At 72.1% G+C, this 18,810-nt stretch carries 12 protein-coding genes and 1 pseudogene; 7 read left to right on the top strand and 6 right to left on the bottom strand.

The window, feature by feature from the left end; genetic code table 11:
- Positions 1-76 precede the first annotated feature (76 nt).
- The 4 genes from wecB to ABZ848_RS25195 are packed head-to-tail and all read left to right on the top strand — an operon-like array spanning position 77 to position 5,814.
- Positions 77-1,165, top strand: a complete 1,089-nt coding sequence (gene wecB / locus ABZ848_RS25210) for a UDP-N-acetylglucosamine 2-epimerase (non-hydrolyzing) (protein WP_360835411.1) — start codon at positions 77-79, stop codon at positions 1,163-1,165.
- On the top strand, positions 1,158-1,802 hold the full coding sequence (locus ABZ848_RS25205) for a methyltransferase domain-containing protein (protein WP_360835409.1): 645 nt from the start codon (positions 1,158-1,160) through the stop codon (positions 1,800-1,802). Before wecB ends, ABZ848_RS25205 begins: the two co-directional genes overlap by 8 nt.
- On the top strand, positions 1,802-3,622 hold the full coding sequence (locus ABZ848_RS25200; protein WP_360835407.1) for a hypothetical protein: 1,821 nt from the start codon (positions 1,802-1,804) through the stop codon (positions 3,620-3,622). Before ABZ848_RS25205 ends, ABZ848_RS25200 begins: the two co-directional genes overlap by 1 nt.
- Positions 3,619-5,814, top strand: a complete 2,196-nt coding sequence (locus ABZ848_RS25195; RefSeq protein WP_360835405.1) for a glycosyltransferase — start codon at positions 3,619-3,621, stop codon at positions 5,812-5,814. The genes ABZ848_RS25200 and ABZ848_RS25195 overlap by 4 nt, the downstream gene beginning before the upstream one ends.
- 43 nt (positions 5,815-5,857) lie before the next feature.
- On the opposite strand, the gene ABZ848_RS25190 is transcribed toward ABZ848_RS25195, so the two are convergent.
- On the bottom strand, positions 5,858-7,198 hold the full coding sequence (locus ABZ848_RS25190) for an MFS transporter (protein ID WP_360835403.1): 1,341 nt from the start codon (positions 7,196-7,198) through the stop codon (positions 5,858-5,860).
- A 153-nt stretch (positions 7,199-7,351) separates the two neighbouring features.
- The gene (locus tag ABZ848_RS25185; protein ID WP_360835401.1) at positions 7,352-8,017 is read right to left on the bottom strand and encodes a TetR/AcrR family transcriptional regulator; all 666 of its coding nucleotides are present in this window, start codon (positions 8,015-8,017) and stop codon (positions 7,352-7,354) included.
- Between the two features lie 144 nt (positions 8,018-8,161).
- On the opposite strand from ABZ848_RS25185, the gene ABZ848_RS25180 reads away from it, so the two are divergent.
- Positions 8,162-9,037: a shikimate dehydrogenase gene (locus ABZ848_RS25180; RefSeq protein ID WP_360835399.1), complete on the top strand. Its 876-nt coding sequence runs from the start codon at positions 8,162-8,164 to the stop codon at positions 9,035-9,037.
- A 52-nt stretch (positions 9,038-9,089) separates the two neighbouring features.
- A complete protein-coding gene (locus tag ABZ848_RS25175; protein ID WP_360835397.1) occupies positions 9,090-10,886 on the top strand; it encodes a TIM barrel protein in 1,797 nt (598 codons plus the stop codon).
- Here ABZ848_RS25175 and ABZ848_RS25170 read toward each other — a convergent pair.
- The 3 genes and pseudogenes from ABZ848_RS25170 to ABZ848_RS25160 all read right to left on the bottom strand — a co-directional run bounded on the left by ABZ848_RS25170 (position 10,873) and on the right by ABZ848_RS25160 (position 16,583).
- Positions 10,873-12,330 (bottom strand): membrane-associated oxidoreductase, encoded by a 1,458-nt coding sequence (locus tag ABZ848_RS25170; protein ID WP_360835395.1) that lies wholly within the window; start codon positions 12,328-12,330, stop codon positions 10,873-10,875. The genes ABZ848_RS25175 and ABZ848_RS25170 overlap by 14 nt on opposite strands.
- Positions 12,331-12,341: 11 nt before the next feature.
- Complete coding sequence (locus tag ABZ848_RS25165) at positions 12,342-13,709, bottom strand: hypothetical protein (RefSeq protein ID WP_360835393.1); 1,368 nt, start codon at positions 13,707-13,709, stop codon at positions 12,342-12,344.
- Positions 13,696-16,583, bottom strand: a pseudogene (locus tag ABZ848_RS25160) (peroxidase family protein). The gene ABZ848_RS25165 and the pseudogene ABZ848_RS25160 overlap by 14 nt, the downstream one beginning before the upstream one ends.
- Positions 16,584-16,916: 333 nt before the next feature.
- Between ABZ848_RS25160 and ABZ848_RS25155 the strand changes: the two are divergent.
- Entirely contained in the window at positions 16,917-18,191 is a 1,275-nt protein-coding gene (locus ABZ848_RS25155) for a lipase family protein (RefSeq protein WP_360835391.1), read from the top strand.
- A gap of 19 nt (positions 18,192-18,210) precedes the next feature.
- On the opposite strand, the gene ABZ848_RS25150 is transcribed toward ABZ848_RS25155, so the two are convergent.
- The gene (locus ABZ848_RS25150; protein ID WP_360835389.1) at positions 18,211-18,804 is read right to left on the bottom strand and encodes a histidine phosphatase family protein; all 594 of its coding nucleotides are present in this window, start codon (positions 18,802-18,804) and stop codon (positions 18,211-18,213) included.
- Positions 18,805-18,810: the final 6 nt, after the last annotated feature.

The raw sequence follows: 18,810 nt of genomic DNA, 5'->3' as shown, positions 1-18,810 counted from the left end.
GTGAACACGAGGGAAGCCGACACCGCGGTGATCGGGCGACCCGGGACAGCGAGAGGTACCTCGGAGGTGAGGCCGCATGACCGGCACCGTTCTGCATGTCGTCGGGACCCGGCCGAACTTCGTCAAGGCCGCCCCGGTGGTCGCCGCGCTGCGGACGGTCGGCTGCGAGCAGGTCCTCGTACACACCGGACAGCATTACGACGCCCGACTCTCGGACGTCTTCTTCCGCCAGCTGGGCCTGCCCGAACCGGACACCTACCTCGGCGTCGGCTCCGGCAGCCACGCCCACCAGACCGCCGACCTGCTGGTGGCCCTGGAGACCGAACTGACCGCCCGCGCACCGGCGTTGACCGTCGTCTACGGCGACGTCAACTCCACCCTGGCCGCCGCGCTCGTCGCCGCCAAGCTCGGTATCCCGCTGGCCCACGTCGAGGCGGGCCTGCGCAGCTTCGACATGGCGATGCCGGAGGAGGTCAACCGGCGCCTGGTCGACCAGCTCGCCGAGCTGCTCTTCGCCACCAGCCCGGAGGCGATCGGCCACCTCGCTCGCGAGGGCGTCGACCCCGGCCGCGTCCACTTCGTCGGCAACCCGATGATCGACACCCTCCTCGCGCACCTGGACCGCCTCGACCCGGCCGCCGCCCGCGCCGCGCACGGCCTGCCCGAGCGCTACGGCGTCGTCACCCTGCACCGCCCCGCCAACGTCGACGACCCCGAGGCGGCCCGCGCCGCCGCCCGCGCCCTCACCGAGGCCGCCGCCCACCTCGACCTCGCCGTACCCCTCCATCCGCGCGGCGTCACGGCCCTGCGCGCCGCCGGACTCGCCGACGCGCCCGGCGTCCACCTCCTCGAACCGCTCGGGTACCTGGAGTTCATGAGTCTGGTGCGCGGCGCCGCCGCCGTCATCACCGACTCCGGCGGAGTCCAGGAGGAGACCACCGTGCTCGGCGTCCCCTGTCTGACCCTGCGCACCACCACCGAACGCCCCGTCACCGTCACCCACGGCACCAACCGCCTCGTCCGGCCGGAGGAGTTGGCGCCCGCCCTGCACAAGGTGCTGGTCGGCGCGGTGAGCACACCCGCCGAAGGCCCGCCACTGTGGGACGGGAAGACCGGCCCGCGCATCGCCCGGGTGCTCACCCACTGGCTGGAGAACCATGACTGACCAGCCGACCCGGGACCGCACCCGCGCCTACTGGGACACCCGGCACCGCGAACGCGACACCCTCGCGTCCGGCGGCCACATCGGCCTCGACCGCCCGGGCAACGAGATCTTCTACGCCCAGCGGCTGGGCGCCCTCCTCACCCTGATCGGCGACCTGTCCAGTCCCGCCGCCCCGCTCTTCGTCCTCGACGCGGGCTGCGGCAAAGGGCACTTCGCCCGCGCCCTCGCCCGCTGCGGCCACCGCGTCGACGCCTTCGACGCCAGCCCCGAGGCCGTCGCGCAGGACCGCGCGGAAGGCGGCGGCCCGCGCTACGATCTCGCCGCGCTCGCCGACTTCCGCAGCCCGTGGCCGTACGACATCGTGCTGTGCGTGGACGTCCTGTTCCACGTCCTGGACGACGTCGAGTGGTCGGCAGCCCTGCGCAATCTCGCCTCGCTGGTCCGCGTCACCGGCCGCCTGATCGTCACCGACGAGGAGGGCCCCGGCCGCACACCGCGCGGCGACTACATACTGCACCGCCCAACGGACGCCTACCGCATCGAACTTGAGCCGCTGGGCCTGACCCACACCCTCTTCCGGCCGTACGGCTTCCGGGAAAACCTGGTCGGCTTCCACGTCTTCACGAGGACCCGCTGATGCGCCTCACCGATCTGCTCCGCCCCCACCTGGACGGCGTCACCACCGTCGTGGACGCCACGGCGGGCGGCGGCCTCCGCCTCGCGCCCTACCTGCACCTGCCGACGGGGGTCGAGCTGCGGGAGGGCGGTGAACAGCCGGTCGGCGAGGGCGAGTTGGTGCTCCTCTCTTACGGCCCCGACCCCGCCCTGCACGGCGACGAGGAGCACTGCCGTCGCGCTCTGGAGCGGATGCGTCCCGGCGGCCGCGGGCTGCTCCTGTTCGGCCACCGCCCGGCCGAACTGCCGTACCACCGCCTCCTCGACGACCTGGTGACCCACCGCTGCCAGGTCCTGCGCGCCGCCGCCCTCGACTACGCCCATCTGCACGCGGGCGCGGTCTTCGCCCGCACGGACGAACTCCTGCCCCTGCACGACTGGTTCGGCCGACCGGTCCCCTCGGACGGCCTCGCCACCGCACTGCGCGTGGCCGACGAGTACGTGCTGTCCGACTTCGTCTCCCGGGCCGTACGGGCCCGAGCCCTCGACCTGGAACGCACCGCCGAGGAGGCCGCCCGCGCCCTCGACGCGGCCCGCGACGACTCCACCGCCGAGCGACTGGCCGCCGCCGTACGGGAGAAGGAACAGCTGGCCGCCGCCCTGCGCGGCGCCCGCGACCGGGTCGGCGTGCTGGAGGCGCGGGTGGCGATGCTGGAGGGCTCGACATCGCTGCGGGTCGGGCGGGCACTGGTCGCCGCCGCACGGTCGCCGCGTCGCGGGGCGGTCCGGCTGCCGGGGGAGCTGTACGGCCTGTGGCGCGGGCGGCGCCGGACGCCGGTGCCCCGGGTGGCGGGTGCCGCCAAGCCGGGACCGGAGCGCGAGGCCGTCGTCGTCGCGGACGACCGGCTCCACCTCGCCCACCGTGCCCTGACCTCCGCACCCCGCGACCGGCTCGTCCTCGCCGGCGTGCTCACCGACCGCACCGCCGAGGACTTCGCGGCGGACGTCGTCGTCAACCGGCTGCTGCCGCACGACGGACGCCTCCTGGTGGAGCGCACCGACCCGGACGCCGTGGTCGTGCAGCTCGGCGCCTGTGCGGCGGAGAGCGGTCCGTGGTCGCTCGCGGGCACGGGACTCGCCCCCGACCTCGACCGGAAAATGGTTGAACTCATCGCCGAGGCAAGGGCGTTGGGCCGCGCGACCGTACTGTGGCGGGACGCCCCCGCGTCGGCCGCACCCGGTCTCGCACAGTTCGCCTGGGACGCCGTCCTCGACACGGACACCGGCGTACGGCTCTCCCGGCTCGACCCCGCCGAGGACGGCCGGGAGCTGCTGCGGGAGGCTTTCCGCCGGGAGAGCACCCGGGTCCGCCTCGCCGAACTCGCGCGGCTCACCGGCGCTCCGGACCCGCTCGCCCAGCGGCGGGTCGCCGTCGTCGCGGCCCCGCGTGACGCCGCCGAGGTGGCGGAGCTGACGGCCCAGGTGCTCGGGCAGCTCCACCGCCCCGCCGAGGTGGTCGTGCCCGATCCGGACGGGCTGGGGGAGTTGGCGGCGGCCGGCGTCGAGCTCCGCCGGGGACAGCCCACCGCACCCTGGGTCGCCGACTGGACGGACCTCGCCGAGGACCGCCCCGACACCCTGCTCCTCGATCTGATGTGCGCTCAGGAGTACTCGGGCGCCGACGCGTTGGGCCACGACCCGGCCGACGAGGACTACACCTTCGTACCCACCCTGCGTCCGCTGCTCGTCCGGCGGTCGCTGTTCCTCTCCGGTCTGCCGCCCGAGAGCTGGTCCGGGCGGGGCCACCGCCTGTTCGCCGTACGCGGGAAGGAGCCGGCATGACCCGCACGATCAAGGCGCTCGTCTACGGCGACGTCGACCTCAACCTCATCGACGGCTCCGCCGTGTGGGCCCAGTCCACCGTCCAGGCACTGTCGCTCGCCGGGTGCGAGACCCGACTGGTGCTCAAGTCACCCGTCCGCACAGGGCGGTTGGTCGATCCGCTGGCCGGGCTACCCGGAGTCACGGTGGTACGGCCGTACGAGGAACGGCTCGTGGCCGGGCAGGGGACGCACCCCTTGTCGCCGGCGCAGGCCTCGCAGCTGCTCGCCAGGCTGGACGGGGACGAGCCCTGCGATCTGCTGGTCCTGCGCGGGCGGCGACTGGTCACCCGGGTGGTGGCCGACGGCGCCTTCGACGGGCGGATCTGGGCCTACCTCACCGACATCCCGCAGTCGGCCACCGAGATGACCGAGGAGGCGCGTGAGGAGCTGGGGCGGATCGCCGTGGCGTCTCGCCAACTCCTGTGCCAGACCGAGGAGTTGCGCTGCTTCCTGGAGAGCTGGGTGCCGGAGGCCTGCGGGCGGGCCGTGCTCTGTCCGCCGTCCGTCCCCGAGCCGGTTTTCCCGGTGCCGGAGCAGGACCGCCCGCACGAACCCCTGCGGCTCGTCTACACCGGCAAGTTCGCGCCCCGCTGGAACACCCTGCCCATGACCCAACTGCCCGAAGTGCTCGCCGAACAGGGCGTCCGGGCCGAACTCCACACCGTCGGCGACAAGATCCACGACGACCCGGCGCACCCGGACTTCAAGGAGGCCATGACGCAGGCGCTGCGCGGTGCGCCCGGCGTCCACCACCACGGCGGACAGCCCCGCGAGCAGGCCATGCGCATCGCCGCCGAGTGCGACCTCGGCCTCGGCTGGCGCGACCCCGTCCTCGACGCCAGCCTCGAACTCTCCACCAAGGTCCTGGAGTTCGGCGCCCTGGGCCTGCCCGTCGTCCTCAACCGCACCCCCGCCCACGAGGCACTCCTCGGCGCCGACTATCCGCTCTACGTCCCCGGCCGCGCCGGACTGACGGAAGCCGCCGAAGCCGTGGCTCGGGCAGCCGGCGAACCGGAGGCGCGGCGCCTGGCCGCCGACCGCTGCCGGGAGGCCGCCCGGCGCCACACCCTGGACAGCGCGGCGGTCCGCTGGCGCGGTCACCTGGACCGGGCCTTCCCCTCCGCACCCGCCTCGGTGACCGGCCGCTCCCGCCCGCTGCGGGTGGGGGTCGCCGGGCACGACCTGAAGTTCCTCACCCGGCTCCTCGACCACTTCCGCGCGCTGCCCGGTGTCGACGTACGGCTCGACACCTGGTCCGCGCTCGCCCGCCACGACCCCGTCGCCGGCCGTGAACTCGCCGACTGGGCCGATGTGGTGGTCGTGGAGTGGTGCGGGCCCGCCGCCGTCTGGTACAGCCGCCACAAGCGGCGCGGCAGCCGGCTCGTCGTACGGCTGCACCGCTTCGAACTCGACGCCGAGTGGCCGCGCCAGGTCGACATCGACGCCGTCGACCAGGTCGTGTGCGTCAGCCCCTACTACAAGCGGCGGGCCCTGGATGTCACCGGATGGCCGGACGCGAAGGTCACCGTCGTCCCCAACTGGGTCGACACCGGGCAGCTCGACCGGCCCAAGGCGCCCGGCGCCCGCTTCCGGCTTGGCATGATCGGCATCGCGCCCAGCCGCAAGCGCCTCGACCTCGGCCTCGACGTCCTGGAGAAGCTGCGTGCCCACGACCGCCGCTGGCAGCTGTCGGTGAAGTCGAAGCCGCCGTGGGAGTACTGGTGGGTCTGGAACAAGCCCGAGGAACGCGAGCACTACGACGCGATCCTGCGCCGGATGCAGAACTCGCCGCTGCTCGAAGGGGCCGTCGTCTTCGACGAGTTCGGGCCGGACGTGGCGAACTGGCTGCGGCGGATCGGCCACGTCCTGTCCACCAGCGACGACGAGAGCTTCCACCTCGCCCCGGCCGAGGGGATGGCCTCCGGAGCCGTACCCGCGCTGCTGCCGTGGCCGGGGGCGGACGAGATCTACGACCGCCGGTGGATCCACGAGACGCCGGAGGCGATGGCGGAGGCGATCGCCTCACTGGTCGACACCGAGGGCGGCTGGGAGGCGGCCGGAGCGGTGGCGCGGGAGCAGGTGCGGGAGGGGTTCGCGCTGGAACGGGTGGCGGCGGCCTGGACGGGGCTGCTGACAAGCGATGGTATGTGACATAACACTGACGAATCAGTGTTATGTCACATATCGCTGGCGCTCAGGCCGTAACCGTCTCAGGCTGTGACACCTCCCTGCCCGCGCGCTCGCCCAGCCGCTCCGTCGGGACCCTGTGGGTCTCGCGGGCCGAGAGGGCGGCGATCACCGGCGGGACGCACAGGGCCGCGGTGAACAGGGCCACCGAGAACCAGTCGTCGCCGTCCGGCCCCGCGATCTGCGCGGCGAAGGTGACCGCGAAACCGGCCACGGCGAAGCCGATCTGCGTGCCGATCGCCATGCCGGACAGCCGCACCCGGGTCGAGAACATCTCGCCGTAGAAGGACGGCCAGACACCGTTCGCGGCGCTGTAGACGACACCGAAGGCGACGATGCCCAGGATCAGGATGAGTGCGTAGTTGCCCGTGGAGATCGCCCAGAGGTACAGGAACATGGTGATCGCGCTGCCGACCGCGCCGATCAGGTACACCGGACGGCGCCCGATCCGGTCCGACAGCGTGGCCCACGCGGGGATCGCGCCGAGGGCGACCAGGTTGGCGAGCGCGCCCACCCACAGCAACGAGGAGCGGGACATGCCGACGGAGTCGCTGGTCGCGTAGGCCAGCGCCCACACCGTGAAGATCGTGGAGACCGAGGCGATCAGCGCGCCCCCGATCACCCGCAGCACGTCCACCCAGTGCTCGCGCATGAGCACCGCCAGCGGCAGCTTCACGACCCCCTCGGAGGCCGCCTGCTGGGCGAAGACCGGCGTCTCCTGCAGCTTGCGGCGGATGACGTAACCGACGACGGCGACCGCGACGCTCGCCCAGAACGGCACCCGCCAGCCCCAGGACATCAGCTGGTCGTCGGGGAGCTGGGCGACCGCGAGGAAGACCAGGGTGGCGATGAGCTGGCCGCCCTGGGTGCCGCTGAGCGTGAAGCTGGTGAAGAAGCCGCGCCGGTTCGGCGGCGCGTGCTCCAGCGTCATGGAGTTCGCGCTGGCCTGCTCGCCGGCCGCGGAGATGCCCTGCAGTACCCGGCACACCACCAGCAGCACCGGCGCGAGCCCGCCGACCTGGGCACGCGTGGGCAGACAGCCGATCAGGAACGTCGACAGGCCCATCAGGATCAGTGTGAAGACCATGATCTTCTTACGGCCGACCTTGTCGCCGAAGTGCCCGAGGAACAGCGCGCCGACCGGCCGGGCCGCGTACGCGACACCGAACGTGGCCAGCGACAGCAGGGTCGCGGTGGCCGGGTCGGACTCGTCGAAGAAGACCTTCGGGAAGATCAGCGCGGCCGCGCTGCCGTAGATGAAGAAGTCGTAGTACTCGAGGGCGCTGCCGATCCAGGCGGCGGCGGCCGCCTTCTTCGGTTGCCCGACGGCTTCGGCGGGGACGGACACGGGCTTGCTCCTTCGGGGGAACTCCAGCGTAGGTGGAGTGAGCGGAGGACCGGCTAATTAACCCACTGGATAGTTAGTAGCGGTTGGCTACGGATGTTGCGCCCACGTTTCCCGCCTGTCAAGGGGTGCTGTCGTACGTGCTGCCGTACGACCTCAGTCGGCCGCCCGCTCCGCCGTCAGATAGGCGATCACCATGTCGCCGAGCATGGCCCGGTAGTGCTCGCGCTGCGCCGGGTCCACCAGGTCGCGGCCGAACAGGGCGCCGAAGGTGTGCCGGTTGGCGACCCGGAAGAAGCAGAACGAGCTGATCATCGCGTGCAGGTCGACCGCGTCGACATCGGCCGTGAACAGGCCGGACTCCTGTCCGGCGGCCAGGATGCGGCGGATCACGTCGAGCGCGGGGGAGCCGATCCTGCCGAGCTTCTCGGAGCCGGCGATGTGCTCGGCCCCGTGGATGTTCTCGATGCTGACCAGGCGGATGAAGTCGGGGTGCTGTTCGTGGTGGTCGAAGGTCAGCTCCGCCAGGCGCCGGATCGCGGCGACCGGGTCCAGATGCTCGACGTCCAGCTTCTGCTCGGCCTCGCGGATCACGGTGTACGCCCGCTCCAGCACGGCCGTGAACAGCTGCTCCTTGCCGCCGAAGTAGTAGTAGATCATCCGCTTGGTGGTACGGGTCCGGGCGGCGATCTCGTCGACGCGGGCGCCGTCGTAGCCCAGCCGGGCGAACTCCTGCGTGGCCACGTCGAGGATCTCGGCCTGGGTGCGGGCGGCGTCGCGGATCCGCCCGTTCGGTCGTGCCGGTTCGTCGACGCTGGTCATCGGGTTCCTTCGGGAGTGCCGCCAGTGTCGCCGATTCTAGAAGGCGGGCCGGTCGCCGCCTGCGGGGTCTTCCCCGAGTGGCGGCGGGCTGATATAGCTAACGTACTAGTTCGTACATTAGCGCTGCCAATCAGGAGGGCTGCCGTGGCCAAGGACTCGTATCTCGTCGGGCTGATCGGTTCCGGTATCGGGCCGTCGCTCAGTCCGGCCCTGCACGAGCGGGAGGCCGACCGGCTGGGGCTGCGCTATGTGTACCGGCTGATCGACATCGACCCGCTCGGCCTGCCGCCGCGGGCCGTGGGCGACCTGGTGCGGGCCGCGCGGGACCTGGGCTTCGACGGGCTGAACATCACGCATCCGTGCAAGCAGCTGGTCATCGAGCACCTCGACGCGCTCGCCCCGCAGGCCGAGGCACTGGGCGCGGTCAACACGGTCGTCTTCGAGGGCGGGCGGGCGATCGGCCACAACACGGACGTGACCGGGTTCGCCGCGTCGTTCGCGCGCGGGCTGCCGGACGCGCCCCTGGAGCGGGTCGTGCAACTGGGCGCGGGCGGCGCGGGGGCGGCGGTCGCGCACGCCACCCTCACGCTCGGCGCCGGACAGGTCACGGTCGTCGACGCGCTGGCCGACCGGGCGGCGGATCTGGCGGGCGCGCTGAACCGGCACTTCGGGGAGGGGCGGGCCATGGCGGCGACCCCGGACCGGCTGCCGCACTTGCTGGCGCGGGCCGACGGGGTGGTGCACGCCACGCCGACGGGGATGGCGGCGCGCCCCGGGCTGCCGTTCGCCGCGGACCTGCTCCACCCCGGGTTGTGGGTGGCCGAGGTGGTCTACCGCCCCCTGGAGACCGAGCTGCTGCGCACCGCCCGCGCGGCCGGCTGCGCCACGCTGGACGGGGGCGGGATGGCGGTGTTCCAGGCCGCGGACGCGTTCCGGCTGTTCACCGGGCGGGAGCCCGACGCCGCCAGGATGCTCGCCGACATCGCCGAACTGGCCGGCGCCGTAGGGGTCCAGAAGTAGTCCCGGACGTCTCCGCACGCCCCCGGACGTTTCCCGTGGAAGAGGTACCGACATGCGTACGTCCATCGCCACCGTCTCCCTCAGCGGGTCCCTGACCGAGAAGCTCAGCGCCGCCTCGCGGGCCGGGTTCGACGGCGTCGAGATCTTCGAGAACGACCTGCTGGCCAGCCCCCTCACCCCCGAGGAGATACGCGCACGCTGCGCCGACCTCGGGCTCACCATCGACCTCTACCAGCCCATGCGGGACATCGAGGGCGTGCCCGAGGAGGAGTTCCGGCGGAACCTGCGGCGGGCCCGGCACAAGTTCGAGCTGATGCGGCGGCTCGGGGCGGACACGGTGCTCGTGTGCTCCAGCGTCCATCCGCTCGCGATCGACGACGACGCACTCGCCGCCGACCAGCTCGGCCAACTCGCCGGCCTGGCACAGGAGTCCGGGATCCGGGTGGCCTACGAGGCGCTCGCCTGGGGACGGCACGTCAGTACGTACGACCACGCCTGGCACATCGTCGAGAGCGCCGGGCACCCGGCCCTCGGCACCTGCCTCGACAGCTTCCACATCCTCTCCCGCGGCTCCGACCCCAAGGGCATCGAGGACATCCCCGGCGAGAAGATCTTCTTCCTGCAGCTCGCGGACGCCCCGCTGCTCGCCATGGACGTGCTCCAGTGGAGCAGGCACTACCGGTGCTTCCCCGGGCAGGGCGGGTTCGACGTCGCCGGGCTCGTCGGGCATGTGCTGCGTGCGGGATACGACGGCCCGCTCTCCCTCGAAGTCTTCAACGACGTCTTCCGGCAGGCCGAGGCGGGCCCCACCGCCGTGGACGCCCACCGCTCCCTCCTGGTGCTCCAAGAGGCCCTGGGCGTGGCCGAGTTGCCCGCCCCCGTCGTCCCCACCGGCGTCGCCTTCGCCGAGCTGGTCACGCCGGACGCCGAGCCGGTCGCCGAGGTGCTCGGCGCGCTGGGCTTCGCTCGTACCGCACGGCACCGGAGCAAGCCGGTCGACCTCTGGCAGGCCGGGGAGGCCCGGGTGCTCGTCAACACCGGCCCGGCCGCCCGGCGCGACGGCACCGGCCTCGCCGCGATCGGCCTGGAGTCACCCGACCCGGCCGCCGCCGCGCGCCGCGCCGAGGCCCTCCTCGCACCGGTGCTCCCGCGGCGCCGGGCGAGCGAGGACGCCCCGCTGGACGCGGTCGCCGCCCCCGACGGCACCGAGCTGTTCTTCTGCGCCACCGACCGGCCCGAACTGCCCAGCTGGCGCGCCGACTTCGAGGACGTCGTACACGCGCCGGAGACCGCGGGCGTACGGCGCATCGACCACCTCGCCCTGGTCCAGCCCTGGCACCACTTCGACGAGGCGACCCTGTTCCACCGCGGCGTCCTGGGCCTCGCCGCGCAGGAGAGCGTGGACGTCGCCGACCCGTACGGTCTGCTCCGCAGCCGCGCCGTGACCAGCGCCGACGGCGGTGTCCGCATCGCCCTGTCGGTCGGCGCGGCACCGGCCGACGACACGGTCCACGCCCAGCACATCGCCCTCGCGACGGACGACGTGGTCGCGACGGCCCGGCGCTTCCGGGAGGCGGGCGGACTGCTCCTGCCGATACCGGCCAACTACTACGACGACCTCGCCGCCCGATTCGAGTTCGCCGACGGGGAGTTGGCGACGTACCGCGAACTCGGCATCCTCTACGACCGCGACGCGTACGGGGAGTTCCGGCACTGCTACACCCGGACCGTCGGCCGCGTCTTCTTCGAACTCGTCCAGCGCGACGGAGGCTACCGGGGTTACGGCGCCCAGAACGCGCCCGTCCGCCTCGCCGCCCAGCACGCGGCGCGGCGGCTCACTGGCGGCTGACCGTCCTGGTCACGCCGGTGACGACCGTGGTGGCCAGGATCCAGCCGGTGATGATGAGGCCGTAGGAGAGGTACTGGTACCAGCCGTCCGGCGCGAAGGCCTCCTCCTGGCCGAAGGAGATCACCGGCAGGAGCAGGTCGAGGGTGTAGAAGACCGGGTTGAAGTGCGGGGCCTCCGACGGCTTGAGGGCGTGCGGGTGGTGCAGGGCGTACGCGGTCGAGCCGACGGCGAGCAGGGACAGCAGCCAGACCGCCGCGCGCAGTGGGTGGAAGCCGTAGCCGACGGTGACGTCCTGGACGTAGCCCCACAGGCGGCCGTACCAGGCGCGGGTGGTGCGCAGGCGGCGCTGCTTGGCGAGTTGGACGCGCCGGGCCGCGTAGTCGTCGCCGATGCGGCGGTAGGCGGCGGTCAACTGCTCGTAGGAGTGGGGTTCGTAGCGCGGGTCCCGCTCCAGCATGTGCAGGCGGCGCTCGGCGGGTTCGTGCGGGGTGAGCGTGGTGTAGGTGAGGTCGCTGAGGAACACCTTGTCCGGGAGCATCTCCGGGTCCAGGTACAGGACTTCGAGGTGGGCGCGGCGCAGGTTGAGGACGCCGTCGAGGACGCCTCGCAGCAGCCAGAGCTCACCGACCGTGCAGCTGCTCACCCGCAGTGCCGTGCCCTCCGGGTTCGACAGGTGCGCGCGGGTCAGGTCGAAGCGGGCCGGGACCCGGGAGCCGCGGAGGTCCACACGACCGTGCGTGCGCGCGAACCTCATCCGCAGGTCGGAGCCCGTCTCGAAGCTCAGGGCACTGATGGCGGTGGAGCCCGGGTTGTGGAACTCGGCCTCCTCCAGGTTCACCGCGCCGGTGACGGTGGCCCCGTCGAGCCGCACCAGGCCGTGCGACCGCATCCCCGGTGCCCACAGGTCGTCGCCGATCTCGGCGTGGTTGAGCTGGAGCACCGGCTCCGAGTCGTCCGGTGCCGACAGGTGCGTCCGATCCATGAACAGGGCCCCGGCGATACGCGCCCCGCCCAGCCGCACCGGCCCCCGGATCCGGGCATCCGTCAGCCGCAGCACGCCCTCCACCCGCACCGTGGCCGCGGTCAGTCCCGGCAGCACCGAGTTGCTCAGGTTGAGCTGGCGGAACCGGGCGCCGTACAGCATCGGCACGTCGTCGAAGTGGCAGTGGCTCAGCCGTATCGCGAACTCCGCCGTGCCGTACGGCATGTCGAGCAGGCCGGTGATCCGGGCGCCCGCCACCTTGAGCGCGGCTATCTCCCCCGGCTCCTGCGGCCCGTTCAGCAGCAGGGCGCGCAACACGGCCGCCCGTACCGTCCGTTCGGGCCCCCACTGCGCGCCCTCCGCCACGTCCTCGTCGGTCGACTCACGGAAGTCGACCGACACCCCCGTCGGAAACGCCCGCCACACGCGCTGCTCGGCCGGCGTCAGATCGTTGATCTCCACAGAGCGGGACTCTAATCCCACAACTCCCGGTGCCGCCGGTGGGTCTCGGTCAGCCCGTGCACGAAGAACCGCTCGTAGTACTCGCGTTCCACGTGATGGGCCTGGAGCCAGATGCCCGGGACGTGGATCGCGTCCGTGTGGGCGGGGAAGCGGCGGTGGGTGCGGATGACGTACTCGCAGATGTCGCGGGCGCAGTCGATCACCCGCTCCTCGTACTCGCTCGCCTCCGCGAGATAGCGCTGCCCGTAGTCCTCCTTGTAGATACGGGTGAAGACGTCCTTGTCGGTGTAGGTCCCGCCGGTGCCGAACTTCGCGGCGATCACCGAGTCGACCGCGTCCGACATGGACTTGTGGGCGGGCGGGCACGCGGCGGCGATGAGCTGCTCGCCGTCCTTCGACGTCAGCCCGACCGGATGCGAGCGCAGGGTCGCGTACTTGGGCAGCGGGACGTGCCAGCGCCAGATGTCCGCCAGGCGCCAGCGCGGGGTGACGAAGGTGAAGCCGAGCATCCTGCCGTACGCCTTCGAGAACTTCGGGTCGCCCAGGGCGATCTGGGGGTTGATCGACGCGTGGATCCAGGCGCCGAGTCCCATCGCCTCGGCCGTCAGCATCAGGTTCTGCAGCAGCAGGTCCGCCTCGATCTGCGTGCGCATCGGGCCCAGTGCGCCGAGCGGGAGCTTGAGGTCGGCGTTGAGGAAGCCGTCGCGCACCCACTTCCTCACCCCGGCGGGACGGTAGAAGTTGCGGTCGTCCACCAACGTCGGCCGGGCGCCGTCCGGTTGGGTCAGCAGGTACATCAACGCGTTGATGTACTGGTGGGAGAGGTCGACCACCGGGAAGAACACCGTCGTCCCGGCGAGGTTCGACAGGAAGCGGTTGGAGTCCAGGTACGCGGGGAAGTCCCGCTTGTTCTGCGGCACGTCGAGGCGGTGGTCCAGGACCCGCACCTTGGACTGTGCGGCACGGGACACCAACGTCTCGGCGCTGAAGGGCTCTTGAGGCGTCGGCGGCAGCTTGCGCAGGTAGTACGTGCCGGTGTCGTTGATCATGAAGAAGTGGGTGCCCTGGGCGTTGTCGGGGCTGCCCGCGGTGCGGCCCGCCATGGTCAGGTTGGGCTTGGCCATGATGGGCGTGCCGTCGCGCGGGTCCTCGAAGGGGCGGTCCGGCATGGTCAGGCCCGTGCAGCCGGTGATGGCGATCAGCACCGCCTCCTCCAGCTCCGACAGCGGCTGCTCGGCGTGCGGGGAGCGGTAGCTCATCGACCCTGCCGGCACCGAGGCGCCCCGGCTGACGCGGTGGGTGCGCCGGTGCCAGACCGTGTCGAGCAGGGGCCGGCCGAACAGGTCGGCCAGCCCCGGGTGCCCGTCAACCGTGGTCATCCACGCCCCCGTTCACGTTCCCGTCGCTCGTGGGCCGTACCGTCCGCCAGGGTGCGAACGCGCTCGCCCCGCGCGGCAGCAGCGCCGCCAGCTCCGGGCAGTGCCGCTGGATCACCGAGTCCATGTCGCCCTTCTCCACCCAGTCGATGCCGAGCGGGGTGTACACCTCGGGCCGGTAGTCGACGTTGAGGAAGCGGTCGGACTGCAGGCGCCGGCTCGCCATCAGGATGAAGATCCGGAACGCCGTGTCGCTGAAGCCGAACCCGGTCGGCGGGTTCTCCCCGAACAGGCCGACGACCGTGTCGATCTCGTCGACCGAGCGGTAGACGTCCTTCAGCCGGGCCAGCGTCTCGGCGTTCTCCGTCAGTTCCTCGAAGGAACGGATGCGCTGCTTGTGCAGCCCCTCGCGGAAGTCGTTGTAGCGCGGGACGCCACGACGGCGGGTACGCACGAGGTCGACCACCGACAGGTCGATGATCTCCCCGTCGCGCTCGAACTGCTGAAGCGCGCGAGGGTAGTTGTGCAGGGTGATCGCGCCCGGGTGGGCGATGCCGAAGGAGTACAGGGTGTTCGCGAGGCCCGTCTTGCGGATCTGTGTCTCGGCCGCGCCGCCCTGGATGTCCAGGAAGCCCACCGTCTCCAGGCGCTGTCCGAAGTGGTGCTCGCGCAGCTCGAAGTCGTCCGGGACCAGCGGGTGCATGCGGTAGACGGTGACGAAGTCCTCGGTCAGCGAGTACGGCGCGGTGTGGTGGTCCGGCAGGGTCTTGGGGATGCCGGTCAGCGAGTGCGCCTCAAGCAGCCACAGGCCCAGCTGGTTGAGCCAATTCCGCGGCGGTCCCTGCCAGTTGGTCTTCAGGGCGATGTCGATCGCCTCGGTGGCGAGGATGGCCGGTGTCCACTCCACGGTGTGGATCTTCGCGATCAGCGCGGAGACCACCAGCCGGGCCGTCTGGTAGATCCGCTCCTCGCTCATCGCCGGGTACTCGGCGCGCAGCGCGCCGCACACCGCGTTGTGCTCGCGGGCGAACAGCGTGTGCATGGCGCTCAGGCCCATCCACCAGCTCTCGTTGAAGCCGGTCAGCGGAATGTGCCCGTTGCTGCCGCCCGGCAAGTGGCCGTCCTCCAGCCGGAGTTCGGCCCGGCCGTCGGCCTCCCGCAGGAACCGCGCGGTCTGCTCGTCCTCGCCGTACACCTCCGAACCGTCCCACCAGTGCGAGGCGTTGTTGCCGAACAGGATCGGCGGGCGGCCCGGCACCTCGATGCCCTCGTTCTCCGCGAACCGCATCACGTTCTCGCCGGGCCCGCCGGGCGTGTTGTGCCAGGGTCCGCTGCCGGGCGGCAACGGCACCTCGACACTGCGCTCGCCGGGCTTGTAACGGCGGTGGTTGACCCAGTCGTGCACCTGGAACTGGATCCAGGCCGCGGCGAGCACGTTGAGCGAGGTCGCGGGTACGAAGCTCTCGCGGTACAGGAGCTGTCGGCTGACCGTGACCGGGTTCGGGGTGTCGAAGAGGTCGGGGCGGTACTCCGGCGTCAGGTTGCGCCCGAAGGCCGCGCCCACCGCGCCCATCTTCGGCGCCGACAGATCGTTGTACGTCCCGTCGTACGACCGCTCGCCGCGCAGCCGCTCCGGGATCGGCGCCGGCACCCGCTGGGCCCTCGGCGTGCCTCGCGCGGCTCGGTGTCGATCAGGTTCAGGCGGCGCAGCACCTTCCGCAGGAACACCAGGTTCAGCAGGCTCAGCTGCAACGGCAGCCGGTGCCAGGGGACATAGCGGTTGAGGAGCGCGAAGGCCGCCTCGATCGGACGGCCGAGGACACGGTTGCGCAGCGGCTCCTCGGTGACGAAGCGCAGCCCCAGCCGGTGCGCGCTCGCCGCCTGGTACGCCGCCTTGCGGGCCCGGTTGATGTTGCCGAGCGGGCGGAACTCGTCGGTCGTGTACCAGGGGTTGAAGGCGAGGTCCTCGACGCGCCGGGCGGTCGCCCGCGCCTCCGCGCTGTCCAGGTCCTGGCCGGGAATGGTCAGCCGGGCCACCGCGATCGCCGGCGAGACCCCGTCCTTCCACTCCACCGAGGCGTCCTCGACCGGCGTGCGCCGCTCGTCCACGAAGCGCTGAACGCACAGGTCGTAGCTGACGTCCGTCCGCGCGAGCCGGTGCGCGAACTCCCGGTGCAGCAGATCCGGGTCGCGGCGGTCGGCGGAGGGCGCGGCCGGGGTGCCGGGCGCGGGCCGGAGCAGGAACCGCACCGGCCCCGCCTCGCCCCACAGGATCGCGCCCCGGCTCCAGAAGGTCTCGTTGGCGAGGGAGTCGACGGTGTGCCGGGTGGCCGCCTGGACGTTGCGGCGCATCCGGTTCGCGGTGCCGAGGCCCACGGCCAGCGGCAGCTTCACGAACAGCCCGAAAGCCTTCTGCACGGGGCTCCTGGCCCCGGCCATCGTCTTGGCGAAGGCCACGAACTCCCGCGCGTTGCGGGCGTGCGAGACGGGATGGCTCGTGGCGAGCAGGTCGTGGCTCTCCTCCTCCGACACCTGCACGCGCACCGCCGCCCCGCGCAGGTCCGGCGAGCCGTCGCCCTGCCGGATGCCGCTCGCGTTGGACAGCCGTACCGTCGCCGGATACTCGGCGCCCGGCCGGGCGAAACCCACCCGCAGGGCCGCCGGGAGATCGTCGTGGAAGCGCAGCCGGGCGTTCTCCACCGCCACCGGCGCCTTGGCGTGGAAGGTCCTGGCGATGCCACCGCCCCCGGCCCGCCGGTTCCTGACCTGCACCTTCATCAGTTCGGCGGCCAGCTGCTCGAACACCAGCCGCTCCGCCTCGGGACTGCCGCCCTCGTACCTCTCGTACTGCGGTTCTTGCTGCCCGGTCTCGGCCATCGGTCGTTTCCTCACGTACGGAGACGTCACGGATACGTACGGGACAGGGGCCGCACGCTACCCGTGGCCCCCGGCGCCCGCAGCGATGGTTCGCGCCGATCTGCGCCACCTTGCGCCCCATGCGAACAATTGCACGCAGAGCGGCATTTGAGCACGTCAGTCGGGGCTGTGAGGGTGTCGTAACCTCCCGTGCGCGCCTCGCGTGCGCCCCCGCTTCCCAGCAACCCCATCCGGCCGCCCCCGGTATGGCCGGGGAACGACTCCTGGTCGGTTGACGGCCCGCGGCGCCGGTGGTGTGCTCACCACCCGCCGACGTCCCGGGGGAGGTCCCACATGCGGGACACATACGTCAAGGGGCCCAGCTACACCGCGCTGCGCCCGTGCAAGCCGGACACCGACCCGAGCAGCTTCCCGGTCTACCCCGACCTGGTCGACCGGCTCGTCGAGGACAAGCACCAGCCCGACCCGGACGGGGTCGTTCCGCACGCCATGGCGACTTGTGCGGCCTACGCGTACGCCGGATTCGAGCAGCACAGCGACGTGGAGACCGTCGCCATGATCATGGCGCGGCTCGGTCTGGAGGAGAACCGCTGCCGGGCCTTCGAGCAGCGCGTGGACGCCATGTACATCGCCTCGGCCGCCTATCTCGTCCAGGACCGGGACCGCAGGGTCGTCATCCTCTGCTACCGCGGCACCCAGCCCGAGGACATCATCAGCATCCTCACCGACGCCGACGTACGCCCGGAGACGCTCACCGTCGAGCTGGAGGGCCACCGGCACGAGGTCCACGCCGGCTTCTACCGCAACGTGCGCGCCACCCGCCACCTCATCGTCCAGGCCCTGGAGCGGGCCCTGCGCGGCGAGTCGGTCGACCCCGACGAGGAGGGCACCCGCGGCAGCGGCCTGGAGGCCCTCTACATCACCGGGCACAGCCTGGGCGCGGCGATGGCCGCGATCATGGCCGTCACCCTGGTCCACGAGCCGCGCTACCGGCACATCGCCGAGAAGCTCAAGGGCGTCTACACCTTCGGCCAGCCCATGGTCGGCGGCCCCGACCTCGCGAGGGCCTGCGAGGAGACGCCGGGCCCGCACGGCACATACGTGCTGCGCGACCGGCTGATCCGCTACATCTTCGACCGCGACGTCGTCCCGGCGCTGCCGCCCCGCCCGGTCGGCCCGTACGCCCCCTTCGGCCGCGAGTTCCACTACCGCAGGCGCCACGGCCTCACCGACGCCGCCCTCACCTTCGCCGCCGACTCGGCGATCGAGGCCCTGACCCTGCCCAGCGACGTCCTGCGCACGGCCGCGAGCCGCGACTGGGGCGGACTGCTGGTCCGGGCCACGGAAGGGGTACGGCGTTCGGTACGGCCCCTGGTGCGCGCCCGCGAGGAAGGCTGGACGGAGGTCACCGAACCGGGCCTGCACTACCCCCAGATGGACTCTCTCGCGGGCCTCGCCGTGGTCGCCCCGCTGGCTTTCTTCGCGACCCGTCTCGCGCTGACCCGCACGATCCCCTTCAAGTACTCCTTCGACGACCACGGCCCGGGCCACTACGTCAACGCGCTTGCTCCACCGGGGGTGTTGAGCGAGTTCGGGGACGTGCTGTAGCCCGGGCCGGATTCGAGGTCTACGCCCTGGTGTTCCACTCGGCGATGACCGGGCGCCCGTGCTCGGTGGACAGCCGGCTGACCGTGCCCGTCGACAGCTGGAACAGCCGTCCGTCGGCGGGCGGCAGACCCAGCCGGCGGGCCGTCAGGACGCGCAGGAAGTGGGCGTGGGCGACGAGGACGACGTCACCCGTGCGGTTGGCGAGCGCCGCGTCGACCCGGGCCAGCACCCGGTCGGCGCGCTCGCCCACCTCGGCCGGCGACTCGCCCGGGTGGCCCTCGGTGCCCGGCGGGACGCCGTGCAGCCACAGGTCCCAGTTCGGGCGGGTGCGGTGGATGTCGACGGTGGTGACGCCCTCGTAGGCGCCGTAGTCCCACTCGTGCAGGTCGGGTTCGACGGCGGCCCCGGCGATGCCCGCGAGTTCGGCGGTGCGTATCGCGCGGCCGAGCGGGCTGGTCAGGGCGAGTGCGTAGGTCCGCTGCGAGAGGAGGGGAGCGAGCGACTTGGCCTGCTGCTCACCGTGGTCGGTGAGGGGCAGGTCGGTCCAGCTGGTGTGCTGTCCCGACACGCTCCACTCCGTCTCGCCGTGGCGGACCAGGAGAAGGTCCCCCACGGCGCG

It is taken from the genome of Streptomyces sp. NPDC047081 (assembly GCF_040643775.1).
GTDB lineage: Bacteria > Actinomycetota > Actinomycetes > Streptomycetales > Streptomycetaceae > Streptomyces.
The sequence above is the reverse complement of the archived record's forward strand: the minus strand, read 5'-3'. Positions and strand labels throughout refer to the sequence as shown.